We start from the raw sequence: 25364 nt of genomic DNA, 5'->3' as shown, positions 1-25364 counted from the left end.
TTCTTGAACGGCGAATTGGCCTGCCGGTGTACAAGACTTAAACGAACAAGGGTTACGATCTCGATTACCGAGCTCAGTGTTGAGTACCAGGAGTCAGATCGTGAGCGTCACCCAGAAGCCCTCCGGGGCGGTCGAGGCCCCCGCGCCCGGCCGCCTCGGCTTCGTCGTCTTCATCACCGCCGCCGCGGCCCTCGGCGGGTTCCTGTTCGGCTACGACAGCTCCGTGATCAACGGTGCCGTCTCGGGCATCCAGGAGAAGTTCGGCGTCGGCGACGGCGTGACCGGCCTGATCGTCTCCTCGGCCCTGCTGGGCTCGGCCGTGGGTGCGGCGGTGGCCGGCCGGTTCGCCGACCGGTACGGCCGCATCAAGGTCATGAAGGCGGGCGCACTGCTGTTCGCGGTCAGCGCCGTCGGCTCGATGCTGCCCTTCTCCGCCTGGGACCTCGCGCTGTGGCGCGTCCTCGGCGGCGCGGCCATCGGCATCGCCTCGGTGATCGCCCCGACCTACATCGCCGAGGTCGCACCGACCAAGTACCGGGGCCGGCTGGCCTCCTTCCAGCAGGCCGCGATCGTTCTCGGCATCGCGATCTCCCAGTTGGTCAACTGGCTGCTGGCGAACTCCGCCGGCGGGGACACCCGCGGTCAGCTGCTCGGCCTGGAGGCCTGGCAGTGGATGCTGGGCATCTGCGTCGTCCCGGCCGCGGTCTACTTCGTGCTCGCCTCGGTCATCCCCGAGTCCCCGCGCTACCTGATCCAGGCCGACCGCCTGGCGGACGCCCGCAAGGTGCTCACCGAGGTCGAGGGCGAGGGCGTGGACGCCGACGTCCGGATCGCCGAGATCCAGGGGCTGATCGCCTCCGACCACCGCCCGCGCTTCCGCGACCTGCTCGGCGGCCGCTTCGGCCTGCTGCCGATCGTCTGGGTCGGCATCGGCCTGTCGGTCTTCCAGCAGCTGGTCGGCATCAACGTGATCTTCTACTACTCGTCGATCCTGTGGCAGTCGGTCGGCATCGACCAGAGCAACTCGCTGCTGATCAGCTTCATCGGCTCGGTCATCAACATCCTCGGCACCGTGATCGCGATCGTGCTGGTCGACCGGATCGGCCGCAAGCCGCTCGCCCTGATCGGCTCGGTCGGCATGGCGGTCGCGCTCGGTGCGGCCGGCTGGGCGTTCTCCTCGGCCACCGGCAGCGGCGACAACCTCACCCTGCCCGACCTGCAGGGCACCGTCGCCCTGATCGCCGCCAACGCCTTCGTGCTGTTCTTCGCGATGTCCTGGGGCGTGGTCGTCTGGGTGATGCTCGGCGAGATGTTCCCGAACCGGATCCGCGCCGCCGCGCTCTCCGTCGCCGCCTCCGCGCAGTGGATCGCCAACTGGGTGATCACCGTCTCGTTCCCCTCCATGGCGCGGTGGGACCTGTCGGTGACCTACCTGATCTACGCCGCCTTCGCGGCGCTCTCCATCCCCTTCGTGGCGAAGTACCTGAAGGAGACCAAGGGCATCCGGCTGGAGGACATGGGCTGACAGTCGGACATCGGCTGATCCGACAGTCGGACCTTCGGCCCCCGCACCCTAGCGCGATCCGCGCGGGTACGGGGGCCGAATCGTTCACTCTCTGCGGTGGACCGAGCACCTCCGGTACTCCTGTGCGGCAGGAGGGATGTGTCCTTGATCTTCAACCGGCTTCGCACCCGCAGGACCGCAGCCACCGCACCGACCGGCGGCTGCCCGTACGCCCACACCCACGCGCACCCGCAGGCCCGCGGCGACCTCTCGGCCCCGGGCGCCCACCCGCAGACCGCGCCGACGCCCCTGCCGCCCCAGCCGGACGCGCCGACGCTCTCGCTCCCGCTCCCGCCGTCGGCTTCGGCTTCGGCTTCGGCTTCGGCTTCGGCTTCGGCTTCGCAGGATGCGCAGCAACTGCCCTCCGAACCGCCGCCGTTCACGGACCCGGCGCAGGCCGCGGACTTCATCCGGCAGTTCCACCACGAGCAGCCCGCTGCCGGGTCGCCGGAGCCGCGGCTGCGGGCCGTCCTCGACGAGATCGACCGCACCGGGAGCTACCGGCACACCCCCGCCGAACTCACCTACGGCGCCAAGCTCGCCTGGCGCAACGCCGCCCGCTGCATCGGCCGGCTGTACTGGCGCAGCCTGGTGGTCCGTGACCTGCGCCACCTCACCTCGGCCGACGAGATCGCCGCCGAGTGCTTCGAGCACCTGCGACTGGCGGGCAACGGCGGGCGGATCCGCCCGGTGGTCTCGGTGTTCGCCCCCGACCGTCCGGACCGCCCGGCCGCCCGCATCCTCAACCAGCAGTTGGTCCGCTACGCCGGTCACCGGGTCGACGGGGAGGCCGACGGGGTGGTCGTCGGTGACCCGGCCGGCGCCGCGCTCACCGTCCGGGCCCGCGAGCTGGGCTGGAAGTGCGCCGAGGACCGCTTCGAGGCGCTGCCGCTGTTGGTCCAGGAGCGGCCCGACGAGCGCCCCGCCTGGTACGAACTGCCGGACGACACCACGCTGGAGGTGCCGCTCAGCCACCCCGACCACGCCTGGTTCGCCGACCTCGGGCTGCGCTGGTACGCGGTGCCCGCGATCAGCGACATGACGCTGGAGATCGGCGGCGTCCGCTACCCGGCCGCACCGTTCAACGGCTGGTACATGGGCACCGAGATCGGCGCCCGCAACCTCGCCGACGCCGACCGCTACGACATGCTCGGCACCGTCGCCGAGCGGCTGGGCCTGGACACCTCCAGCGACCGCACGCTCTGGCGCGACCGCGCGCTGATCGAGCTCAACATCGCCGTGCTGCACTCCTTCCAGGAGGCCGGGGTGACGATCGCCGACCACCACACCGAGTCGGAACGCTTCCTCAAGCACGTCGCCCAGGAGGAGCGCCTCGGCCGGCCGACCCCGGCGGACTGGAGCTGGATCGTGCCCCCGGTCTCGGGCGGGCTGACGCCGGTCTACCACCGGTACTACGACCCGGTGGACCCGGCCCTGCGGCCGGCCTTCGTCGCGCGCGACCCCTGGTAGCCCGCGGGTCCGAGAGCTGCGGACGGGGAGGACGAGAAGGACCCCGAGGACCCGGAGGGCACGGAGCACAAGGAGGCCGCGGAGCGCCGGACGACGCGGACGCGGGGGCCTACTGGCGCGGGGCGAGGCGCTCGAAGCGCAGGGCGAGCCCGTCGAGCAGGGCCTCCAGGCCGGTCTCGAAGGCGCCCTCGTCGACCGTCCCCCGGTGCCCGGCCAGCCGGTGGGCTTCGCCGAGGTGCGGGTAGTCGGCCGCGTCGTAGACCTCGGCGTCCGCCGGGAAGCCGGCCGCGAAGGAGGCCAGCGCGGAGCCGGTGACGAAGTAGCGCATCAGGGCACCGATCCTGGTCGCCTGGCCGCGCGGCCACCCGGCCTCGACCAGGTGCCCGAAGACCGCGTCGGCCAGGCGCAGCGCGTTCGGCCGCCGCCCCGGGCCCTGGGCGAGGACCGGGACGATGTTGGGGTGGGCGGCCAGCGCGGCGCGGTAGGACCGGGCCCAGTCGCGCAGCGCCTCCGGCCAGGGGGTCCAGGCCTCCCCTGCCGCGGCGACCGCCCCGGCGGGCCCGGGCGCCCGGGCGGGCCCGAACATCGACAAGTCGACTTCGCCGATGACGCTGTCCACCACCGCGTCCAACAGCTCGTCCTTGGTGGCGAAGTGGTTGTAGAGCGAGGGCCCGCTGACCGACAGCTCGGTGGCGAGGCGGCGGGTGGAGAGGGCGTCCAGCCCTTCGTCGTCGATCAGTCGCAGAGCGGTGACGACGATGCGCTCGCGGCTGAGCAGCGGGGTGCGTGGGCGGGCCATCTCGGCGGCGTCCTCCGGTTCGTCCGGTCGGGTGCGGTGGGGACCGATTCTGGCAGGTGCCCCTTCCCAGCGCGGGCCGGGCGGGGCTACAGTCCCCCCATAAAACTTGCAGCGCTAGTTTAATCGGCCCGGACCTCCCCCCGGGTCCGGCATACGGGATTCGGGAGCCGCCGTGAACCTGGAGTTGTCCGAGGAGCAGAGCGCCGTCCGGGACCTCGCCGCCGCCTTCACCGACCGCGAGATCGTGCCGTACGCCACCGAGTGGGACCGCGCCGAGTCCGTCGACCGCGCGATCGTCGGCAAGCTGGCGAAGGTGGGCTTCCTCGGCCTGACCATCCCCGAGGAGTACGGCGGCAGCGGCGGCGACCACCTCGCGTACTGCCTGGTCCTGGAGGAGCTCGGGCGCGGCGACTCGGCCGTGCGCGGCATCGTCTCGGTCTCGCTCGGCCTGGTCGCCAAGTCCGTCAACGGCTTCGGCACCGAGGAGCAGAAGCGGCACTGGCTGCCCAGGCTCACCTCGGGCGAGGCGCTCGCCTGCTTCGCGCTCACCGAACCCGGCACCGGCTCGGACGCCGCCAACCTCACCACCCGCGCGGTGCGGGACGGCTCGGACTGGGTGCTCAACGGCACCAAGACGTTCATCACCAACGGCACCTGGGCCGATGTCGCGCTGGTCTTCGCCCGCACCGGCGGCGACGATCCCGAGCAGGGGGGCCACCGGGGCATCACCGCCTTCCTGGTCCCCACCGACCTGCCCGGCTTCACCCGCACCGAGATCCACGGCAAGCTCGGCCTGCGCGGCCAGGCCACCGCCGAACTCTCCTTCGAGGACGTCCGGGTGCCGGACGGCGAAGCCCGGCTCGGCGAGGTCGGCAAGGGGTTCACGGTCGCGATGGCCGCGCTGGCGAAGGGCCGGATGTCGGTCGCCGCCGGCTGCGTCGGCATCGCCCGCGCCTGCCTGGAGGCCGCGGTCCGTTACGCGGGCGAGCGCGAGCAGTTCGGACGGCCGATCGCCTCGCACCAGCTCGTCCAGGAACTGCTGGCCGGCATCGCCGTGGACGTCGAGGCGGCCCGGCTGCTCACCTGGAAGGTCGCCGACCACATCGAACGCGGCCTGCCGTTCGCCACCGAGTCCTCCGTCGCCAAGCTCTACGCGAGCGAGGCCGCCGTCCGGGCCGCCAACAACGCGCTCCAGGTGTTCGGCGGGTACGGGTTCATCGACGAGTACCCGGTCGGCAAGTACCTGCGCGACGCGCGGGTGATGACCCTCTACGAGGGCACCAGCCAGATCCACCAACTGCTCATCGGGCGCGCCCTCACCGGCATCAACGCCTTCTGACCCACCCCTTTCCGCTAAGGAGCCCGACGACGTGCGTCCCGTCTACTTCGCCGCAGCCCGCCGCACACCCATCGGCCGGCTGCGCGGCGCGCTCGCCACGGTCCGCCCGGACGACCTCTCGGCCACCGTGCTGCGCGCCCTGCTCGCCGACGTACCCGCCCTCGACCCGGCCCGGATCGACGACGTCTACTGGGGCGCCGCCAACCAGGCCGGCGAGGACAACCGCAACGCCGCCCGGATGGCCGTCCTGCTGGCCGGCCTGCCGGAGAGCGTCCCCGGAGCCACCGTCAACCGGCTCTGCGCCTCCGGACTGGAGGCCGTCACCCTCGCCGCCCGGGCGATCGGCTCCGGCGAGGCCGACGTGGTGCTCGCCGGCGGCTGCGAGTCGATGACCCGCGCCCCCTTCGTGCTGCCCCGCCCCGACGAGGCGCTGCCGCACCGGATGGAGACCTACGACACCCGGCTCGGCTGGCGGCTCACCAACCCCCGGATGGCCGAGCTGCACGGGGTGCTCAGCATGGGCGAGACGGCCGAGGAGGTCGCCACCCGGTACGGCATCACCCGCGAGCGCCAGGACGCCTTCGCGCTGCGCAGCCACCAGCGCGCGGCGGCCGCCCGCAAGGACGGGCACTTCGACGCCGAGCTGATCCCGGTCCAGCGGCCGGACGGGGTGACGGTCGGCCAGGACGAGGGCATCCGGGAGGACACCAGCCTGGCGAAGCTCTCCGGGCTCAAGCCGGTCTTCCGGCCCGGGGGCACCGTCACGGCCGGGAACGCCTCGCCGATGAACGACGGCGCGGCCGGGCTGGTCCTGGTCAGCGAGGAGGCGCTGCGCGACCTCGGCCTCCAGCCGCTCGGCCGGTACGTGGCCGGTGCCTCGGCCGGGGTGCACCCGGACGTCATGGGCATCGGGCCGGTGCCCGCGACGGCGAAGGTGCTCGGACGGGCCGGCTGGACGCTCGCCGATCTGGAGACGGCCGAGCTCAACGAGGCCTTCGCCGCCCAGGCGCTGGCCTCCGCCGACGGCATCGGGTTCGACCCGGAGCAGGCCGACGAGCTGGTCAACCCCAGCGGCGGGGCGATCGCCCTAGGCCACCCGCTGGGCGGCTCCGGCGCCCGCATCCTCACCACCCTGCTGCACCGGATGCGCCGGACCGGCGCCCGGCGCGGCCTGGCCACCATGTGCGTGGGCGTGGGGCAGGGTACGGCCGTGCTGGTCGAGAACGTCTGACAACGGACCGAGAACGTCTCACAACGGACAGGGACGGACTGTCCGCTGTCGCCACTCACTCTTCCTTCCAAGGAGTTCACATGACCCGTTTCGCGGGGAAGGTCGCCGTCGTGACCGGCGCGGCGCAGGGCATCGGTGCGGCCACCGCCCGCCTGCTGGCGGAGGAGGGCGCGGCGGTCGCCGTCGTCGACCTCAGCGCCGAGCGGGCGGCCGGGACGGTCGCCGAGATCACCGCCAAGGGCGGCACCGCCCGGGCGTACGGCTGCGACGTGGCCGACTACGACGCGGTCGAGGCGGTGTTCGCGCAGATCGCGGCCGACCTGGGCGGGGTGCACGTCCTGGTCAACAACGCCGGGATCACCCGGGACAACCTGTTCTTCAAGATGCCCAAGGCCGACTGGGACGCGGTGCTGACGGTCAACCTGACCAGCGCGTACAACTGCAGCCACGTCGCGCAGAAGTACATGGTGGCGCAGAAGTACGGGAAGATCGTCTCGCTCAGCTCGCGCTCCGCCCTCGGCAACCGCGGCCAGGCCAACTACGCGGCCGCCAAGGCCGGCATCCAGGGCCTCACCGCCACCCTGGCGATCGAACTCGGCCCGTTCAACATCAACGTCAACGCCGTCGCCCCGGGCTACATCGCCACCGCGATGACCGCGGCCACCGCCGAGCGGGTGGGCGCCACCGCCGAGGACCACCAGACCGAGGTGGCCGCCCGCACGCCGCTGCGCCGGGTCGGACAGCCGGAGGAGGTCGCGTCGGTGGTGGCCTTCCTCGCCAGCGAGGACGCCTCGTACGTCAGCGGGCAGACCCTCTACGTCAACGGCGGCGCGCGCTGACCTGACGGCGGCTTACCGGGCGCCGGTGAACTTGGTAAAGTTGGCCAACACGGTGAAAACTGTGAAGACGATGGTGATTTGCTGACGGAGCGTCAGACGGCCGTCCCAGATGCGGGGTTACCTTCCCCTGGGGCGGCCTTTACCTTTTCGCGTGGCCGAGCGTGACCATGCTCTTGATCGGACTACCCCACCAAATGACTATGGCATGATCATGTTGCAGTCGATGGGATGGCCGGACCGACCCGACCTGACCAGGTCGGGCCCAGCGTCCCCCTCAAGGAGTCCCATGGGCAGCCCCGCTTCCCTCCGCCGCGCCCTGGCTCTGCTCGCCGTCGGGGCCACCGCCCTCACGGCCGGCACCGTCGCAGTACCGGCCGTCGGCACCGCGACCGCCGCCCCCTCGCACGACCTCGCGGGCGTCCACGTCCGCCCGGCCTCCTTCGGCCACCACAACGCCCAGGCGCGCCCGGCGCCGCTGACCACCACCCAGTGCGTCAGCCAGATCGGCATCCACTGCTACTCGCCGCTGCAGTACCGCGAGGCCTACAACCTCAACCCGCTGTACCAGCAGGGCGTCACGGGCAAGGGCCGCACGATCGTCATCGTCGACTCCTTCGGCTCGCCGACCATCCAGCACGACCTGGAGGTCTTCGACAAGCAGTGGGGCATCCCGGACACCAACGTCGAGGTGGTCAAGTGGGGCAACGTCCCCGTCTTCGACCCGACCAACCCCGACCACACCGGCTGGGCCGGCGAGACCACGCTGGACGTCGAGTACGCCCACGCGGTCGCCCCCGACGCGCACATCATCCTGGTCGAGACCGGCGTCGCCGAGACCGAGGGCACCACCGGTCTGCCCGAGATGATGGACGCCGAGAAGAGCCTCATCAAGCAGGGCCGCGGCGACGTCATCTCGCAGAGCTTCGGCGCCACCGAGAACACCTTCCCGGGCTTCGACAAGGGCGACTTCAAGTCGATCACCGACCTGCGCTACGCCTTCCAGGCCGCCGCCGACCGCAACGTCACCGTGCTCGCCGCCTCCGGCGACAACGGCGCCACCGACGCCAAGGAGAACGGCACCGACCTGTACCCGTTCAAGGTCAACTCCTGGCCGTCCTCGGACCCGCTGGTCACCTCCATCGGCGGCACCCAGCTGACCCTGGACGACAGCGGCAAGCGCACCGCGGACGACAAGGTGTGGCACGACAGCTACGGCGCCGGCGGCGGTGGCGTCTCCGGCGTCTTCGAGCGTCCGTGGTACCAGGCCGGCGTCGCCAACGTCACCGGCAACCACCGCGGCACGCCGGACATCAGCATGAGCGCGGCCGTCGACGGCGGGGCCTGGACCTACGAGTCCTACGACCCGACCGCGGTCGGCTGGCACCTCACCGGCGGCACCAGCGAGGCCACCCCGATCTTCTCGGGTGTCGTCGCGCTCGCCGACCAGCTCGCCGGCTACCGCCTGGGCCAGATCAACTGGCGCCTGTACGGCCTGAGCCTGCTCCCGAGCCAGTGGAGCGGCATCAAGGACGTGAAGGAGGGCGACAACGGCTGGAACGGTGTCACCGGCTACAACGCCACCCCGGGCTACGACCTCTCCAGCGGCCTGGGCACCGTCGACGCGGCCAAGTTCGTCCACGCGATCGCCGGTCGGTGATCGGGTGTCGGCCCGGTCAGGCGGTAGCGGCTGACCGAGCCGACAGCCGGCACGGCTGACCCGGCTGACACGGCTGACAAATGACAGCGGACAGCTGACAGATTTCGAAATCTGTCAGCTGTCCGCTGTTTTCTGTCTGCTGTGCGCCGACTTCGATGCGCCGCTTCCCGGCTCCCGTCGCCCGTCAGCCGGTGGCGGCCAGCTGGGCGAGGTAGCGCTCGGCGGCGCGGAGCTTGCGGCCCTCCGGGCCCGGGAGGTAGGCGCGCAGCTCGATGATCTCCGGGGCGATGCGGATGGCCTCCGCACGGTCGGTGATCGATCGCCAGCACGCCTCGGCGTTGGTGGCCGCCTGCTGGGTCTCCGGGTGGTCCGGGCCCTGCGAACGGAGCAGCGTCAGGGCCACTTCGCGGTAGATGTCCGCGGCCTCGGCCGGGCGGCCCGCGAGCCGGCACACGTGTGCGCGGACCTGCCGCACCTGGAGCACCGGCTCGGAGACGGCGCCGTGCTCGGCGATGGCCTCCAGTTCGAGGGCGAAGGCCAGGTCCGTCGCGGCGGCGTGGTCCCCGGCGTCGGCGCTGCGGACGATCCGCCCGATGATCTCGCGGTAGTCCGCACGCGGCCGGCCGTCGGCAGCAGCTTCGGCCGGGGCCGGGGCCGGGGCCGGCGCCTCGGCGGGGGCCTCCGCCGGCGCGGGCGGAGCATCGGCCGGCACCTCGTCCTGCGGCGCCTCGTCCTGCGGAACGGCGTCCGCAGGCACCTCGTCAGCGGGCACGGCGTCCGCAGGCACGTCGTCCGCAGGCACGTCGTCCGTCGGCTCGGTCTCGGGCGTCTCCTCCGTCACCGTTTCCGCGACGACGGCGACATCGGCGTCCCCGGCCGTCTCCACGGCCTCCGCGGTCGCCACCGCGTCCTCCACCGAGGGGAGTTCGGCCTCGACGGCGGCGTCCGCAGCCTCCGGCCGGCCCTTGTGGAGCGTGACGCCCGCCGGGGGCAGGGTGTCCGCGGGCGCGGCGTCGGCCGGGGCAGGCTTGCGCAGGGTCACGCCCGACGCCACCACGTCGGTCCCGGAGGACCCGACCGGCTCGAAGGACTCGGAGGCTCCGGAAGGCTCGGAAGACTCCGAGGACCCGCCCGCCTTCAGCAGGCTGACCGGGCGGGCCGGCCGGGGCGGGGTGGGCGGCACGCCCGGCTTGACCAGGCTCACCGGGCCGCCGACGCCCACCGCAGCGGCGGCAGGGGCCGGCACCGGCGGCGCGGCGACGCCGTCCTGCGGCTGCGCGGGGCGAGGCAGCGACGGTGCCGGGGGCTGCGGAAACTCCGCGGGCACCGCGTCCGCACCCCGGTCCGCGGCCCGCACCGGGTCCGGCACCTGCGGCAGGTCGGCCGACGGGCCGTCGCCGCGCCGCGCGGTGTTGCGGAAGACCGGGCGGTCCGGGGTGTGCGTGGCCAGGATGACCACGTCCGGCCGCAGCACCGAGTACACCTGCTGCCGCAGCTGCTCGGGCGCGAGCACCTCGCCCGCACCGGGCCGGCCACCGTGCAGCGCCTCGATCAGCGCGCGGGTGAAGGTGCCGATCTGCTCCGGGTCCGGGCTGACCACGGCCCACAGCGGAATGCCCTCGCTGAGCGGCGAGACGGTGCCCTGGAGGTACGGCCAAGCATTCTGGTCGGCGCTCAGGTCGGCGATGACCAGGGTCTGCCACTCGGCCGGACGGTGGCTCAGTTCGGCTGCGATGGCCTGCCAGGGCAGACCGTCCTGCTTGGCGTCGCGCAGCGTCAGCTGCAGCTGGCCGCCGCGCTTGTCGGCGACCACGTGGCCGCCCACGTGCACCAGCAGCGGCCCGGGGTGCCGGGAGGCGGCACGCAGGTGGGCGAGGACGGTGTGCGGGTCGCTGGCGCCCGGGAGGTGGACCGCGTCCACCGCGTCGGCCGCGAGCAGCACCTGCGGGGAGACCGCGGCGAGCATCGCGGAGAGCACCGGCGCCTGGGCCGGTCCGCCCCGGCCCCAGGTGCGGCGCCCGGAGTTGCCGTACCCGCCCTCGATCACCAGGATCCGTCCGCGCGGCGCGGCACCGAGCCCCCCGGCAGCGGCGGCGGCCGCGCCGGGCAGGCCACTCGGTGCACCGCCCGCGGCCGGGAACGGAGGCGGCGTCGCCGGGGACGCCGCCCCTGCGGCCGGCAGTCCGGTGAGCGTCCAGCCGGTCGGCGGGACGGGGGGCGCGGCGGGAGACACGGCAGGCGGCCCAACCGGAGGCGCCGGCACCTGCGCAGGCTGCTGCGGCACGAGCGGAGCAGACACGGCAGCAGGCACTGCCAGAGGCGCGGCAGCGGGCACCGGAGCAGGCATCTGAGCCGGTACGGCCGGGGGCGCGGGCGGCGGCTCGTAGAGCGCCGGGGGCGCGGGCGGCGGCTCGTAGAGCGCCGCGGGCCCGGGCGGGTGCTCCTCGGACGGGAGGCGCGGGCCCGGCGGCGGTACGGCGTCCCAGGGGCCCGAGTCCGCAGTCGGGTCGGGACCTCCGGAAACCGCTGTCGTCTCCGCCATCTCCTGGTCACCGCCCCGCCCCGCCGCTCCCGCGGCGTCTGATGCCCTTGCCTGCATGGTGCCAGCCACCACACTCCGTGCGCCGCCACCCTACGAGATCCCGCCGCACCCGATCCAGGCCGGGTGGCCGATCGGCGCGCCACCGCCCCCGCGCCGGCCGCTATCGTGCCGTCATGACCGGTACCGACCGCCCGTTGCTCTTCCTCGACGTGGACGGACCGCTGATCCCCTTCGGCGCCCCGCCCCCGGGCGGCTACCCCACCTACCGCAGCCCGTACGGCTCCGGCACGGCCACGGGCGGGAACCCGTTGGTGGCCCGCATCGACCCGGCGCTGGGGCCGCGCCTGCTCGGCCTGCCGTGCGAACCGGTGTGGGCGACGACCTGGCTGGCGGACGCCGACCATTGCGTCGCTCCGTGGCTGGGGCTGCCGCAACTGCCCGTCGTGGACTGGCCGGTGGAGGAGGAGGACGAGCCGGGCGGGGTGCACTGGAAGACCCGCACACTGGTGGCCTGGGCCGCCGGCCGTCCGTTCGCCTGGGTGGACGACGAGATCACCGAGGCGGACCGCCGCTGGGTCGCGGCCCACTCCCCCGCCCGCACGCTCCTCCACCGGGTGGACCCCCAACGCGGCCTCACCGAGGCGGACTTCACCGCCCTGGACACCTGGCTGCGCGCCACCTGAACACGGGTTCCCCACACGGGATCCGGGCACGGCACCCGAGCACCGGGTCCCCACACGGGATCCCCACGCGAAGTCCGGACACGAACCGCCGATCGGTCGGCTACGGCGGCGTGCACGGCCCGACCGCGAGACGTTCCGCGGCGGACCCGACGAGCGCCGCCACCGCCGCCACCACCGCTTCCTCGAACTCGGCTTCGCACTCCTCGGGTTCGGCCGGAGCAGCCACGTCGCGCACCGCCCCCGCTCCACGACCGACGACCCGCGACCCCGCCCGCACGGCAACGGCGGATGCCACGCGGGCCGGGGACGGTCCTGCCCCGGCTCAAGCCCTCAGGACCCGGCGAGCAGGTCCCGCAGCAGGGCGACGGTGTCGGCGTCGAGGTCGCGGCCGGTGCGGCGGCTGAGGGCGTCCAGCCGGTTGACGGCGCGCAGCAGCTGGTCGCGGGCGCCGGCCGAGGCGTAGGCGTAGAAGAGGTCCCGGTGCAGGAGTTCGACGTCCGGGGCCACCGCGAGGCCGCGGAAGACGGCCGCCTCGGCGCTGCGGTGGTCGCCGTACTGCAGGCGGCGGGCGGCCAGTTCGTGGGCGGTGTCGACGATCGCCGCGATCATGTCCTGGCGCTCGGCCTCGGCCCAGCCGTACGAGGCGGGCGGGGCCTCGGCGAACGGGGCGCCGCGGACCAGGGCGAGTGCGTGGGCCAGGGCGGCGTCGGCGGTGGCACTGGTGCTGCGCATGCCGCGCCGGTAGAGGCTGCGGAACTCGTCCCAGTCGCAGGTGACCGCCGGGGCGAAGGAGTAGCCCTCGGTGGTGTCGGTGGGCAGGAAGGCGCGCCCTTCGGGCGAGGTGCCGAACCAGGCGGCCAGGTCGGCCAGTTTGTCCGGCAGCGGACTCTTCGCGTCTGCCGTGGTGGGGTGCGGATCGAGGTGCGCGGCGCCGGGGTGCAGGTCGTGGTCGAGGGCGTGGTGGTCGGAGCCGGGGCGCAGCGCGAGGTAGACGGCGAGTTCGGTGAGCCGGGGCAGCGCGCCGGCTTCGGCGGTGCCGAGCACCCCGGCGACGTCCACCGGGCCGAGCAGCCGGATCCGCGGCGCGTTGCGCTGGGCGTGCGCCTCCGGGGAGCGCAGGATGGCGAGCAGGTCGTCGCTGTCACTGCGGCCGGGGGTGGTCCGGGCGACGGGGGCGACGGCTGCGGGGCCGGGCTCGGCCGCCGGTCCGGGCGTCCCCGACGGGCTTCCGGCCTCGGCTTCGTCATCAGCCTCGACGTCGGCCTCGACGTCGGCCTCGGCCTCGGCGGTCGGCTCCGCAGCCGGCACCGGCTCCTCGCCCGGGCCCGGCTTCGGCACGACCGGAACCACCGGCACGACGGCGAGCACGGCCGTCGGAGTGTCCACGGCCTCCGCGGCACCGCCGGCGGCACCGTCGGCAGCCCCCGCAGCGGCCTCCTCGACCTCGGACACGCTCGGCCGCCGCAGATCCCGGGTGGCCTCGTCGCCCGCGGCGTGCCGCCCCTGCCCGTTGACGGCGAACCGGGCCGGTCCGGCCGGAACCGCACTCGACCCGCCGGGAACCGCACCGCCCGACGCCGCACCGCCGGACGCCGTACCGCGCGACGCACCACCCGAAGCCGGACCACCCGACGCGCCGGCCGGCAGCGGCGCCGGAGCGGGCGTCACCGGGTCCGTGCCCGCGAACGGGCTGGCGCCGGTGCCGATGACCCGGGCGAGCAGCCGCGGACCGGCGGCCGCGTCCGTACCGCTCTCGCCCGCACCGCCCGAGGCCCCGACGGCGGCCAGCACCGGTACGGCAGCGGGCAGTTCGGTGGTGTCGGTGTCCTCCGGACCGTCCAGGGTCCAGGCCGGGGCGGGGTGCTGGGTGGTGTCGTCGGCGGCCCGGAGCAGCTCGGCGACCTGGTCGTACTGCCGTCCGCTGAGCCGCTGCAGCTCGACGGTGAGGTGCAGGCCGGGGATGGCGGCCTGGCCGGTGGCGGGGAGCGTCCAGCGGGCCACCGGGCCGGTGCCGCGCTCCGGGGCCCGGGTGATGACAGCGACGCAGGTGCGCGGGCGGGCGTCGAGCAGCCGGCCGAGTTCGGCGGGGACCTCGCCGCCGGGCTGCTGGGCGCAGAGCACGATCTCGGGGGTCCACGACTCGTCGGCCTGGCCCCGGCTGCGGGCGTCGCGCGGGCCGGCGGCCTCGGCGGCGACCAGGGTGGCGCGGGCCTTGGCGGTGCGCGGGCCGAGGGCGGCGAGCGCCGCCTCCAGGGTGGGGTGACGGTGCACGCGTTCGGCGGCCGGGCCGCTGATCGGCACCTCCTCGGCGAGGTCGACCAGGTGCAGGTGGAGCCGGTCGGCGAGCGGGCTGTGGGCGAGCTCGATGGCGAGGGTGCGCAGCACGTCGCGGGCGTCGTCCGGGTGGCCGGAGAGGTGGAGCAGCCGGACGGCCTCCAGGTCGGCGAGGACCACCGAGCCGTCGGGCGAGGTGCCGAGGGTGACCAGCGCGGGGTACGGCGCGGCGGTCTTGCGGGCCTGCGCGGGGCTCAGCATGTCGCCGGAGTCGGCGCTGCACCACCAGACGTTGGCGGCGTGCGCGGCGCGGAACGGCGCGATCGGGGTGGCGGGGCCGGACAGGTGCAGCTCGACGGTGTGGCCGGGGGTGATCCGGGCGGCGACGATGGCGGGCAGGCGCTTGCCGCCGCGCACGGTGTTGCGGGCCAGGGTGCGCAGGGCGCGGTCCAGCAGTTCCAGCCCGGCCTGGTCCTGCCGGGCCATCAGCTCGTTCTCGAAGGCGGCGGCCTCGGCGGCGGGCATCGCGATGCGGTGCCGGGGGCGGCGGGCGCGCTGCTGGGTGCCGCGCTTGTGGGCGACGGTGCCGATCATGATGGCGGCGAGCAGGACGCCGACGGTGGAGGCCGTGAGGGCGATGGTGTAGTCGTCGCTGGGGGCCGGGTCGGCGTGTGCGGCGGGGGCCGGCGCGTGGGTGGGCGGCGCGTGCGTCGGCGCCGGGGCCGACTGCGGCGCGCCCTGCGAAGGCGCGGGCGCGGGGGCAGGAGCGGGCGCGGGCGCAGGGGCGGGCGCGGGCGCAGGGGCGGGCGCGGGGGCAGGGGCGGGCGCGGGCGCAGGTGTGGCGGCTGCCCCCGGCACCGTGAGCACCATCCCCGGCACCACCACGTCCGGGTCGGTCAGCTGCTCCCCGTCCGGCGCCTGCACCCCCTTGTTCGCCTCGAAGAGCTTCGGCCACTCCTCGCCGTCCCCCAACTCCCGCTGGGCGATGGCGGACAGGCTGTCCCCGGGCTGCACGGTGACGGTCCGCTGCCCGTTCGAGCCCGCACCCGGTTCCGTGCCGGCCTGCGGTGTCGTCCCCTGCGGAGCGCCCTGCGCAGCCCCCTGGGGAGCACCCTGCGCCGTACCGCCCGAGGGGGCGGGCGCCGGCGCCGGGCTCTTCGCCTCGTCCGGCTTGGCGTCCGTCGGCATCAGCAGTTCCCAGCCGGGCTGGATCGGCCGGTCGGCGTCGAAGCGGGTGCCCGAATCATCCATCGCCCGGCCGTCGTTGAGCTTGGCGATCTCCACCCACCTTTCTCCCGAGCCCAGTTGGCGCTCGGCGATGGACCACAGGCTGTCGGCCGGCCGGCTGTCCCGCACGGTGTAGGTGGGCTGCTGTTCGGCGGCGGGCGCGAGCGCGGGTGCGGACTGCACGGCGGGGAGCGCGGCGCGCTGCACGCCGGGGGTCAACTGGGCCTGGACGGCGGGGGTGTGGGCCAGTTCGGGGACGGCTGCGAAAGCCGAGCCGGCCACCGGCAGCAGGGCGAGCACCGAACCGACCAGTCCGGCCGCGAGCCGCTGGCTCCAGCCGAATGCCGGGATCCGGCGGGCGATCCGGCCGCGCAGCTGGGCGGGGATCTCCAGCAGCACGGAGAACGCGAAGCACGCCCAGGCGAGCCAGCCGACCACCACCAGCGCCCACAGGAACAGCCGTCCGTCGTCCGGACTGGTGAGCGCCTCGCCCACGCCGCCCGGCGCGACCTCGCCCATCCCGGCGACCGCGTGGGTGCCGTACAGCAGCAGCGCGGGAACGCCGAACAGCAGGACGAGCAGGGTGACCAGCGCGGCGAGCGCCGTGATCAGGGCGCCCCCGCGGCCGCGTCCGCGCGGCGGTCGGGGCGCCGGGGCACCGGGCCGTCGCGCGCCCCCACCGCCTCGATGTGAGGCCCCGGCCCGGCCGTTGCGGGCCCGGGCGGTTCGGGCCTGGTCCTGGGCGGTTCGGGCCTGGTCCTTGGCACGTGGCGCGGCCATCAGTCGGTCTCCGCTTTCTCGACTCCGTGGACGAGGGTCGCACTGCCCCTGCCCGTTACCTTCCGCTCCCCGAGGGCGCCCAGCAGGACCGGCCGGTAGTCGGCCTGCACGGTGACGGTGACGACCTTGCCGTCGCCGGAGAACTCGATGCCGCCGGCCCGCAGGCCGTACAGGCCGAGGTAGGCGTCGGCGGCGTCCCGCACGTACTGCTCCTGGACCTTGAAGCCCTTCCCCTGCAGCACGGCGGCCTGGTCGAGCTGCTGTCCGCCGACCCGCGCGGCTTCCTGGGCGTAGGCGTCGGTGCGCTCGGCGACCCGTAGCCGGCCGCCCGCGTCGATCACCAGGGCGATGACGAGCACGACGTAGGCCGCGCAGATCGCGACGAAGAGGGCCACCGCGCCCCGGTCGGACCGTCGCGCCCGCACGGTTCGCCGCAGACGGCTCAACACCCGCATCCCCTCCCCCCGATCCGCACGTCCCTCTCCCCACCGGCCCCCACCGGGCGCCACTCGGTACCGTTGTGTCATCCCCCGAGCGCTCTCCGCTTGCGTCTCCCCCGCGCGGGCCGCCTCCAATCCCCCGTTTTCCCGGTGGTGGCGGCGCGCGCCCTCATGCGCCCCGGTAACGGTCCACCACCGAGGTGAACTCTCCGACGAGGTGCTTCGTCACGGGCACCCCGGACGGTCCGCCGATCAGGTCGGCCAGTTCGACGTCACAGACCACCGTGACCTTGACGGTCCGGACGGCGCCGTCCGGCAGCTTCAGCTGCCCGCCCTCGACGTGCACGTCCTGGTTCCGGCAGACCACGCCCTGCTGGCCCAGCGTCGCCAGGGCGGAGTCCTTGGCCTGCGCCTGCGTCTGCGCCGCGGTCGGATCGCGCTGCAGCGAGGCAGTCCGGGCTCCGGCACGGGCGGCGGCCTCGACGGTGCCGGCCGCGGTCTGCACCCGCCCGGCGGCGACGGCCACCAGGATCAGCCCGACCACCGCCGGCGCGACGATCGCCGCCTCGATCGCGACCCCGCCCCCGTCCCGGCGCAGCCGTCGCCACCGGCGCAGTGCCGGGAACCCCCGGCTCACGGCTTCACCACCGGCGGTACGAAGCGCTCCCGCGGCGCTTCGGCGAACTGCCGGATGACGGGCGCCGAGAGCCCGGGTATCAGCAGCGGCGGTGTCAGCTCGACGGTGACGCGGATGGTGGTGGCCGAGCTGCCGTCGGTCCTCACCTCGTACCCGTGCGCCCCCTGCCGCTCCAGGAAGTCCCGGGCCTGCCGCACCGCCGCGGCGTTCTTCTGCTCGTCCGTCGCGTTCCCCTGCACCCGCCCGGCGTCCACGCCCTCGCGGGCCGCGGTGAGCGCGACCTGCCGGTCGAACCAGATCAGCCCGGCCTGGACGGTGATCAGCAGGAGCAGCAGGACGACCGGGAAGACGATGGCGAGACTGACGCTCATCGACCCCTGGTCGCCACGACGGGCCGGACGCTTCATCCCTTGGTGGCCCCGCCCGCGCCGCCGGCGCCGCCCGGCATGTTCGGGTCCTGCTGGACCTTCTGGACGACCTTGTCCTTCAGCAGGTAGAGCGCGGTCGCGACGGCGCCCGCCACGAAGACCAACGCGATGATGGCGAGGGCGAGTTCGATGCTGATGGCGCCGCGGTCGCCGCGCGCGCGGGCGGCCCGTAGCCGGCCCAGCCGCAGTGTGAACAGCAGCAGGGCGAACTGCACGGGCAGCAGCGCGGGTCGCAGCACCCGGCTTGCCAGGTCGGCGAGTCGAACGTACATCGGTTTCTCCGTATGTGGTGTGGTGTCAGCTGCTCTGGCTGATCGGTCAGTTGAGCATCTGGTGGAGCGCGGGAAAGACGATCAGGACGGTCATCAGCAGCGTCAGGGCGGCCCCCGGCGCGACCATCCGCTCGCTGTCGGCGTTGGCCCTGGCGAGGTCCTCGGCGAGCAGTTCGCCGCGCAGGCCCTTGGCGCGGGCCCGCAGGGTGTCGTACACGGCGGCGCCGTCGGTGCCGGACAGCCGCATGATGTCGGCCACGTCCTGCAGCGGGGTGAGGCCCAACTCCTCGGCCAGCGCGTCGAGTCCGGCCCACGGCGGGAGCCGGTCGGTGGCCGCGCGCTCCAGGGCGTCGCGGATCCGGCGGAACACCGCGCCCCGGCCGACCGAGGCGGCCCGGCGCAGCGCCTCGGCGGGGCCGCAGTCGGCGGCCCGCTCCAGCGCGACGAGCTCCAGGTAGGCGGCGATGCCGTGCAGGTACTCGGTGCGCGCCTCCTTGGCCTCGCCGCGCACGACGGCGTCCGGGACGAACCACAGCAGGCCGGCCAGCAGCGGCCCGACGACCAGCGGCAGCGCGAAGGGCAGGCCGATGTCCATCAGCACGGCCATCGCGCCGAGGTAGGCGGGCAGCACCAGGCCGAGCGCGGCGAACAGCAGCTTGTGCACCATGAACCGGGCCGGGGTGCGGCCGATCAGGGCGAGTTCGCGGCGCGGGACGGAGACCCCGCGCAGCCGGACGGACCGCTCGCCGATCCGGTCGTACCAGCGCGGACGTTCGTCCGGGTCCTGCGCGCGGTCCGCGGGTACGGCGTGCAACCGGTCCAGCGCCTGGCGCAGGTCCGGGGGTGCCGGCCGCAGTTCGGCCACCAGCAGGGCGAGGCCGCCGGCCGCGACGGCGCCGGCCAGCACGGACCAGGGGGAGATCACCGGACCTCCCCGAGCTGCTCGGTCGGCTCCTGCTCGCGCGCCGGTGCGCCCGTGCCCCGCCCGCTCCTGCTGCGCCGGTCCGGCGTGAGCAGCCGGGGCACCGGCGGGTGGGAGGCCAGCGCCCGCATCCAGGCGATGATCGCCACGAACAGGGCGGCGACCACGGCCAGGACCAGCTGGCCGAGGAAGGTGCCGTACGGCCGGGTGTACTCGGTGTTGAAGGACCCTATGCTGACGACCAGCACGATGATGCCGACCAGCCAGCGGATGGTGGTCCGGTGCTTGGCCCGGTCCGCCTCGATGGCGCGGCGCTGGCGGACCTCGTCGCGGACCGAGTCGGCCATGTCGGACAGCGTGCGGGCCAGGCCGGGGCCGCTGTCCCCGGCCCGCAGCACGAGCGCGGCGAGCACCTTGTCGGCGGTGGCGTCGGCCAGGCTGTCGGCGAAGGCGTGCAGCGCCTCCTCGGGCCGCCAGCGGGCCTGCAGCCGGGCCGCGAGCTCGCCGACCTCGTCCTCCAGGGCGGCGGGGGCGGTGCGGCGGCTGGTGACGATGGCCTGGTTGAGGCCGACGCCGAGCAGCAGCACGTCGGCGATCCGCTGGGTCCACTCGGACAGCGCCTCCAGGCGCTCGATCCGGTGGGTGTCCGGGCGGGTGGTGTCGAACAGCCAGGGCAGGCCGAAGACGGCCAGCGGCACCAGCAGCGCGGTCAGCGGGATGCCGGTGAACAGCCAGGCCAGCGGCGCGCCGACGAGCGCGAGCGGCAGCTGGACCCGGCGCAGCCGCACCATCCGGGCAGGGGCCGCCCCGGGGGCTCCGTACCAGAAGACGTGGGCGCGCCCGGCGAGCGGGTTGGGCCGCCCGGCGGTGTCCTCGTCGGCGGGCTCGCTGCCGCGGGCCCAGGCCACCAGGGCGACCAGGCCGCCCGCGACCGCCAGCCCGCACAGGGCGAACAGCAGCATCACCGCGCGCCACCGCCGATCCGCAGCTGCAGCGGGGTGGCCCAACTCCCGTACCGGGAACCGAGCAGGCCGGCGTCGAAGCCGGCCCGGCGCAGGTCGTCCAGGCACTGCGGCGGGGTGTGCGGGACGGCCCGCGGCTCACCGAGGTCCGGCCGGGGCCCGAAGACGGTGTTCAGTGCGGGCCTGCCGCTCTCGCCGAGGCCGGTGACCTCCAGGACGTGGGAGACGAAGCGGTGCCGGCGGCCGCCGACGGCGGTCTCGTCGACCATGCTGACGTGCACGATGAGGTCCAGGGCGTTGGCGGTGAGCCGGTAGGCGAGCGAGTCGGTCATGTGCGAGCCGTACTCCAGGCAGAGTTCGGCGATGCGGTCCACCACCATGTGCGGGCCGCGGGCGTGCAGGGTGCACATCGAGCCGCCCTCGCCGTTGGTCATCACGCGGAGCATCGGGACGACCTCGCCGGAGCGGACCTCGCCGACGATGATGCGCGAGAGCGTCATGCGCAGCGCGGCCGGGATGAGGTCGCCGATCGTCAACTCCCCGGCGAGCCGCCCCTCGACGCGTTCGCCGTTGCCCTCGCGGGCCTCCATCGGGACGACCTGGCGCAGGTGCCCGAGGGTGTGCAGCCAGAGCTCGAACTCCGACTCCAGGGTGCCGATCCGCTCGTCCGGCGGGATCTCGGCGGCCATGGCGCGCAGCAGGCTGGTCTTGCCGACGCCCTGGGTGCCGGTGATCATCACATTCTTCCGGGCCCGGATCGCGGCGGCCAGGAAGGCGGCCAAGGTGCCGTCCAGGGTGCCGAGTTCGACCATCTCCGGCAGCGTCGCGGAGGCCACCCGGTGGCGCCGGATCGCCACGTACGGGCGGGGCGTCACCTCGGTGAGCGCCTGCAGGCGCATGCCGCCCTCAAGCCGGAGCGCGAGGGTCGGGCTCGCGGTGGACAGGCTGCGCTCGCCGCCGCCGTGCTGGCGGGCCAGGTCCTGCAGCAGCTCGACGAGTTCGGCGTCGCTGTCGGCCACCGGCGGGACCTGGCGCAGGGGTTGGTGCACCTTGGAGACCCAGACGTCGTCGCAGCCGTTGATCAGGATGTTCTCGATCTCCGGGTCGTCCAGGTAGGGCTGGAGTCGCCCGGCCCGGAAGAGCAGGTCGAAGACGGCCTCGGCGAGGGCGCGGTCCTGCTCCCGGGTGGGCGGGATGCCGTGGGTCTGCGCGTAGGCGTCGGACCAGCGGGCGACGGACTCCTCGATCAGCGCCCGGCCGCGCTGGCGGCGGGTGGCGCGGTCCGGCTCGGAGCCGGAGGTGGCGGTCAACCTGCTGATCTGCTGGTGCAGTTCGGCCGCGACCTGGCGTTTGAGCTCCCGGGCGACCTGCGGGTCGACGGCCGGCCGGGTGGCGGCGCCGCGCACGTCCAGCGAGGGCAGCTGGGAGGGGACGGCGGTGGGCGCGGCCGCGCCGGGAGCGACCGGGCCCGGCACGACGGGCTGCGGCATCGGCGCGGCCGTCGGCGTGGGCGCAGGCGCGGGCGTCGGCGTGGCCCAGGGCAGTGCGGCCGGGTCGGCCGCCGGGTGCCGGTGCAGGGGGCTACCGCGCACGGAGCACCTCCCCGGGATTGTGCGGGTACTGCCCGTTCACCTGTACCTGACCATCCGTCACCACCGGTTGCTGAAGCGGGTACTGGTCCTCGGGCTCGGCCGGATCGGGCGACTGGACGTGCGCCGGGAACGGCGCCGGAGCGGCCGGCTGCGGCGCCAACCCGGCCAGCGGCGCCACCGGACCGGTGGTGATCACCGGCGGGACCGGCTGCGGCGGCGTGTACGACGGCGGCTCGGCCTCGCCGGGACCGTAGGGCGACTGCCCGTACCCGGCCTGGCCGTACGCCGTCGAGCCGTGGGCCGTCGAGCCGTACGCCGTCGCGCCCTGGGCGGGCTGCGCGTAGGCCGACTGCCCGGAGCCCGTCTGGCCGTACCCGCCCTGCCCGTACGCGGCCTGGCCGTACGTGACCGGGGCGGGTGTCGGCATCGGCCGGGCCGGCACCGACGGCGCGGGCACCACCGGTGTCGGCACCGCGGCCGCCAGCGGTGCGCCGGCCGCCGGCGCACCCGCCGCCGGAGCGGGCGCCACCGGCCGGGCGGGTGCCTGCCCCGGCACCGACCCGGGGGCCGGATTCGGCACGAGCCGCTGCCGTCTGCGCCGGACCAGCAGCTGCACCTCGTCCGCCGCCGACCGCGCCGTGCGCATCAGCTCGGAGCGGATGAACCGCCGGTCGGTGGTGTCGCCGCCGTCGGAGAGCACCTTGGCGGTCCGGGTGGCATGCGGCAGGACGCCGAGCACCGGCAGCCCGAGTTCGCGCGACACCTCCGCCCGGGTGTACGGCCCCTCGGCGACCAGCATCAGCCCGAGCGCGTCCGACCCGGTGCCGCCGGAGGCGAGGTCCTCGACGAGGGCGGACAGCCGGGGCCGGACGGCGCTCAGCCCGCGCAGCGTGGTCCGCACCGTCACCGCCACCACGTCCGCCCGGCGGGCCAGCACCGCGCTCGCGCCGGTGGCGCCGGAACGGCCGAGGTCCACGATGACGTCGTAGCCCTGCTGCTCGATGCCCTGCAGCAGCTCGGCGAGCGGCTCCCAGGTGTAGGCGAGGCCGGGGGCCTGGGTGGGGTCGGTCAGCCCGGGCAGCAGCAGGCGTTCGGCGTCGCCGTCGGGCGAGAGGTCGATCAGCTGCTCCCAGATGGTCTGCGCGAGCAGCCCGCGCCGGTCGGCGACGGCCAGGTTGCGCAGCCCGTACACCGCCTCGACCCGGCCCTCCAGGGCGCCCGCGAGCACGGCGCCGCCGTCCGGGTCGGCCTCGACCAGCAGGATCCGCCGACCGGGCTGGAGCGGCCAGGCCAGCAGCAGCGCCAGCGCGGTCGTGGTCGCGCCGGGCGCGCCCGGGCCGCCGACCACCGCGATCACCGCCATCAGGCGCCCCCGGTCGCGCTCGGGGCTCCGGCGGAAGGCGCACCCGCGGCCGGCGCACCGGCCGACGGCGCGCCGGCGGCGGGGGCACCGGCGGCCGCAGCGCCACGCGGAGCCAGCAGCACCTGGATCCGGCCGCTCGCCACCCACTGCGCCAGCCGCGGCCCGTCGGCCGTGCCGACCGCGACGTCGATCACCTGGCTGCCGTCGGTGTCCGCCCGGCCGACGGTGATCACCGTCGCGGGCAGCGAGTCGGCCCGGCCGTTGTCGGGCGTGAAGACCACGACCAGCTGCACCCCCGGCTGGAGCCGGCTGGCGGGCAGCTGGCTGCGCTTGGCCGACACGCCGACCACGATCTGCCCGGGCTGCACGGTGAGGCCCTGGGCGAGGTCCCCGCTGGTGAGCATGGCGCCGCGCTTGAGGTCGGTGGCGGCGCGCATGCCGATCGCCTTCGCGCGGTCCTGGGCCGACACCGGGTGCAGCGCCGGGTCACCCGCGATCCGGGCCACCACCAGGTCGTCCTCGGTGATCACCTGGCCCCACGGCACGTCCCGGGCGAGGGCGAGCACCGCGACCCGCTGACCGGTGCTGTTGTAGAGGACGGCCCCGCCCAGCCCGCCGGCCGCGATCAGCGCGACCGCCATCGCCAGCACCGCAGGGCGCCGCCGCCTCGCCCGCATGGTCCGCGCGGGCGCGTGCGGTGCCGCCCGCCCCCGGCCCTTGCCCTGAGCGCCGCCCTGCTCCTGCTGCTCCGGGAGCGCCACGGACGCCCCGGCGCCCGTGGGTGTGCCGGATCCCGGCGTCGCGAATGTACGGTTCTCCACCGGGTTCCGCCCTTCCCTCGTTCGTTGCCGGCTCGTCAGTCGTCGAATCGCCCTGGTGACGTGGTCAGTTGAGTACCTGCACCTCGGCGACCTTGAGTGTGAAGAGCGGACTGGTCTGCTTCATGGGGATCGTGAAGGTCCGCGGGTTCGGTCCGCCGACGACGGCGACGGCAACTTCCCACTTCATCGTCACCGTGGCGTTGTACACCCCGTCCTTCTGCTTGCCGGACGCGGCCTTGAACACGAAGCCGCAGTCCGGGGACTGGGCGGCGCCGTACTTGGGGTCGTACGGCGTTCCGGCCGTCGCACAGCTGGTCGCGAGGTCGTTGCCGAAGTCCCAGTACGACTCGACCAGCTTGGGGGTGACGGTCACCGAGATGCCGTGCACCGCCGCCGTCTTCGGCTCGGGCGTCGCGGCGTTGTCCGCCCAGAGCCACACCGGGGAGTTGACCACCGCCGTGCCGCCGGGCGCCACCCGGCCCACCGGCTGCCCGAAGACGAGCTTCTTCTTCGCTTCCTCGACGGCCCTGGAATCGTCCAGTGCGGTCGCCGCGCCGCCCGGCGCGGTGGCCAGGAAGACGATCTGGGCGCCGTCCTGGCCCCCACCGGTCTGCGGACAGACCTTCGAGTAGAGCGCGCCGTCCTTCGGGTCGTGGTTCTCCCAGGCCGGGTCGCCCGCCGCCGGCGGGTCGTCCAACTCTCGGAAGTAGCAGCCCTCACCGCTGTCGAACCAGCCCCACTGCGGGTCGTAGCAGGCCCAGGGCACACCGTGGTAGCTGCAGAGCTGCGGGCCGCTGTCCGATCCGCCGCCTCCGCCGCCTCCGCTCGCTTTCGTGGAGCCCGGCGCGGGGGTCTTTCCGCCGGAATTGGCGCCCGCGCAGATCACGTTCGGGAAACACTGCTCGGCACCGCCGCTCGGCGGTTCGTCCGCCGTCGCCGACACCGCCGAGGACAGCAGCACACCGGCCGACAGCGACGCGACGACCGCGAACCGCCGGGCCGGTTTCCGCGCGTTCAGCATGTCCGGTCCACCTCCCGCTTGAACTCGTAGATCAGCCAATGTGCTTGGAACAGTCGCAGCGACGCGGTCGCGACATACCTGTTCAGGCGCTGGGCCGGATCCTTCGCGGCCCCGGTGACGGCGTCGACGCGGTGCCAGCCCGTCAGATCGACGCAGTCCTCGATCACTGCGGTTTGCGGATCGGTTTTCAGACCCACGGACTTGACCACCGGGGAATTGCGCGGTGTTCCGGTCATCACCACTTTGGCGTCGTGGAGTTGCCGGAGACCGGCGAGGGCGTCGGACAGGGCGCGCCCGGAGGAGTACTGCTCCAGCGCGTACCCGTCCGAATCCGATCGCCCGAAGAGCTCGGCCTGGGCCTGCCACCAATCCTGATACGCCCTCAGGGCCGCCCGCCCGGTCGCCCCTTCCGGGCCGTCGGTCGGCGCGATCGAGGCGTTTGAGGAACCACTCGAAGGAGTTACCGGAGCCACTCCCGCAACCGTGGGCGCCGCCGTCCCG

The 25364-nt window shown here is 74.5% G+C and carries 22 protein-coding genes; 7 read left to right on the top strand and 15 right to left on the bottom strand.

Going from position 1 to position 25364, the window contains the following annotated elements; genetic code table 11:
• Window positions 1-100: 100 nt before the first annotated feature.
• Both ACZ7KX_RS05840 and ACZ7KX_RS05835 read left to right on the top strand, forming a co-directional pair.
• Window positions 101-1525, top strand: coding sequence for a sugar porter family MFS transporter (locus ACZ7KX_RS05840; protein WP_470325468.1), 1425 nt, complete (start codon window positions 101-103; stop codon window positions 1523-1525).
• 138 nt (window positions 1526-1663) lie between these two features.
• Window positions 1664-3034, top strand: coding sequence for a nitric oxide synthase oxygenase (locus ACZ7KX_RS05835; protein WP_470325467.1), 1371 nt, complete (start codon window positions 1664-1666; stop codon window positions 3032-3034).
• A 109-nt stretch (window positions 3035-3143) separates the two neighbouring features.
• Here ACZ7KX_RS05835 and ACZ7KX_RS05830 read toward each other — a convergent pair whose 3' ends face one another.
• Window positions 3144-3833, bottom strand: coding sequence for a TetR/AcrR family transcriptional regulator (locus ACZ7KX_RS05830; RefSeq protein ID WP_470325466.1), 690 nt, complete (start codon window positions 3831-3833; stop codon window positions 3144-3146).
• Between the two features lie 172 nt (window positions 3834-4005).
• Between ACZ7KX_RS05830 and ACZ7KX_RS05825 the strand changes: the two genes are divergently transcribed.
• The 4 genes from ACZ7KX_RS05825 (at window position 4006) to ACZ7KX_RS05810 (ending at window position 8899) form a co-directional block, all read left to right on the top strand.
• Entirely contained in the window at window positions 4006-5172 is a 1167-nt protein-coding gene (locus ACZ7KX_RS05825; protein WP_470325465.1) for an acyl-CoA dehydrogenase family protein, read from the top strand.
• A 31-nt stretch (window positions 5173-5203) separates the two neighbouring features.
• A complete protein-coding gene (locus ACZ7KX_RS05820; protein WP_470325464.1) occupies window positions 5204-6403 on the top strand; it encodes a thiolase family protein in 1200 nt (399 codons plus the stop codon).
• A gap of 80 nt (window positions 6404-6483) precedes the next feature.
• Window positions 6484-7242 (top strand): 3-oxoacyl-ACP reductase FabG, encoded by a 759-nt coding sequence (gene fabG, locus ACZ7KX_RS05815; protein WP_470325463.1) that lies wholly within the window; start codon window positions 6484-6486, stop codon window positions 7240-7242.
• A gap of 286 nt (window positions 7243-7528) precedes the next feature.
• Entirely contained in the window at window positions 7529-8899 is a 1371-nt protein-coding gene (locus ACZ7KX_RS05810; protein WP_350526272.1) for a S53 family peptidase, read from the top strand.
• A 184-nt stretch (window positions 8900-9083) separates the two neighbouring features.
• Here ACZ7KX_RS05810 and ACZ7KX_RS05805 read toward each other — a convergent pair whose 3' ends face one another.
• Window positions 9084-10946 (bottom strand): hypothetical protein, encoded by a 1863-nt coding sequence (locus ACZ7KX_RS05805; protein ID WP_470325462.1) that lies wholly within the window; start codon window positions 10944-10946, stop codon window positions 9084-9086.
• A gap of 668 nt (window positions 10947-11614) precedes the next feature.
• On the opposite strand from ACZ7KX_RS05805, the gene ACZ7KX_RS05800 reads away from it, so the two are divergent.
• Window positions 11615-12124 carry an HAD domain-containing protein gene (locus ACZ7KX_RS05800; protein ID WP_470325461.1) on the top strand — a complete coding sequence of 170 codons (510 nt, stop codon included), beginning with the start codon at window positions 11615-11617 and terminating at the stop codon, window positions 12122-12124.
• Window positions 12125-12224: 100 nt separating this feature from the next.
• Here ACZ7KX_RS05800 and ACZ7KX_RS05795 read toward each other — a convergent pair whose 3' ends face one another.
• The 13 genes from ACZ7KX_RS05795 to ACZ7KX_RS05735 all read right to left on the bottom strand — a co-directional run bounded on the left by ACZ7KX_RS05795 (window position 12225) and on the right by ACZ7KX_RS05735 (window position 25336).
• A complete protein-coding gene (locus tag ACZ7KX_RS05795) occupies window positions 12225-12359 on the bottom strand; it encodes a hypothetical protein (protein WP_470325460.1) in 135 nt (44 codons plus the stop codon).
• A 95-nt stretch (window positions 12360-12454) separates the two neighbouring features.
• A complete protein-coding gene (locus ACZ7KX_RS05790; protein ID WP_470325459.1) occupies window positions 12455-16405 on the bottom strand; it encodes a LysM peptidoglycan-binding domain-containing protein in 3951 nt (1316 codons plus the stop codon).
• The gene (locus ACZ7KX_RS05785) at window positions 16405-16800 is read right to left on the bottom strand and encodes a hypothetical protein (protein WP_396547997.1); all 396 of its coding nucleotides are present in this window, start codon (window positions 16798-16800) and stop codon (window positions 16405-16407) included. Before ACZ7KX_RS05785 ends, ACZ7KX_RS05790 begins: the two co-directional genes overlap by 1 nt.
• A gap of 214 nt (window positions 16801-17014) precedes the next feature.
• A complete protein-coding gene (locus ACZ7KX_RS05780) occupies window positions 17015-17482 on the bottom strand; it encodes a TadE/TadG family type IV pilus assembly protein (RefSeq protein WP_470325458.1) in 468 nt (155 codons plus the stop codon).
• Window positions 17479-17853 (bottom strand): TadE/TadG family type IV pilus assembly protein, encoded by a 375-nt coding sequence (locus ACZ7KX_RS05775; RefSeq protein WP_350525546.1) that lies wholly within the window; start codon window positions 17851-17853, stop codon window positions 17479-17481. The genes ACZ7KX_RS05780 and ACZ7KX_RS05775 overlap by 4 nt, the downstream gene beginning before the upstream one ends.
• Window positions 17854-17885: 32 nt before the next feature.
• Entirely contained in the window at window positions 17886-18182 is a 297-nt protein-coding gene (locus tag ACZ7KX_RS05770; protein ID WP_470325457.1) for a hypothetical protein, read from the bottom strand.
• A 46-nt stretch (window positions 18183-18228) separates the two neighbouring features.
• Window positions 18229-19107, bottom strand: coding sequence for a hypothetical protein (locus ACZ7KX_RS05765; RefSeq protein WP_470325456.1), 879 nt, complete (start codon window positions 19105-19107; stop codon window positions 18229-18231).
• On the bottom strand, window positions 19104-20066 hold the full coding sequence (locus tag ACZ7KX_RS05760; RefSeq protein ID WP_470325455.1) for a type II secretion system F family protein: 963 nt from the start codon (window positions 20064-20066) through the stop codon (window positions 19104-19106). Before ACZ7KX_RS05760 ends, ACZ7KX_RS05765 begins: the two co-directional genes overlap by 4 nt.
• Window positions 20066-21658, bottom strand: a complete 1593-nt coding sequence (locus ACZ7KX_RS05755) for a CpaF family protein (RefSeq protein WP_470325454.1) — start codon at window positions 21656-21658, stop codon at window positions 20066-20068. Before ACZ7KX_RS05755 ends, ACZ7KX_RS05760 begins: the two co-directional genes overlap by 1 nt.
• Entirely contained in the window at window positions 21648-23021 is a 1374-nt protein-coding gene (locus ACZ7KX_RS05750) for a CpaE-like family protein (protein WP_470325453.1), read from the bottom strand. Before ACZ7KX_RS05750 ends, ACZ7KX_RS05755 begins: the two co-directional genes overlap by 11 nt.
• Window positions 23021-23782 (bottom strand): SAF domain-containing protein, encoded by a 762-nt coding sequence (locus ACZ7KX_RS05745; RefSeq protein WP_470325452.1) that lies wholly within the window; start codon window positions 23780-23782, stop codon window positions 23021-23023. The genes ACZ7KX_RS05750 and ACZ7KX_RS05745 overlap by 1 nt, the downstream gene beginning before the upstream one ends.
• A gap of 124 nt (window positions 23783-23906) precedes the next feature.
• Window positions 23907-24863: a hypothetical protein gene (locus ACZ7KX_RS05740; protein WP_470325451.1), complete on the bottom strand. Its 957-nt coding sequence runs from the start codon at window positions 24861-24863 to the stop codon at window positions 23907-23909.
• On the bottom strand, window positions 24857-25336 hold the full coding sequence (locus tag ACZ7KX_RS05735) for a hypothetical protein (protein ID WP_396547978.1): 480 nt from the start codon (window positions 25334-25336) through the stop codon (window positions 24857-24859). The genes ACZ7KX_RS05740 and ACZ7KX_RS05735 overlap by 7 nt, the downstream gene beginning before the upstream one ends.
• Between the last annotated feature and the right edge of the window lie 28 nt (window positions 25337-25364).

The sequence above is a fragment of the Kitasatospora sp. NPDC038210 genome (assembly GCF_055600605.1).
This window is presented reverse-complemented; position numbering and strand designations above follow the sequence as displayed.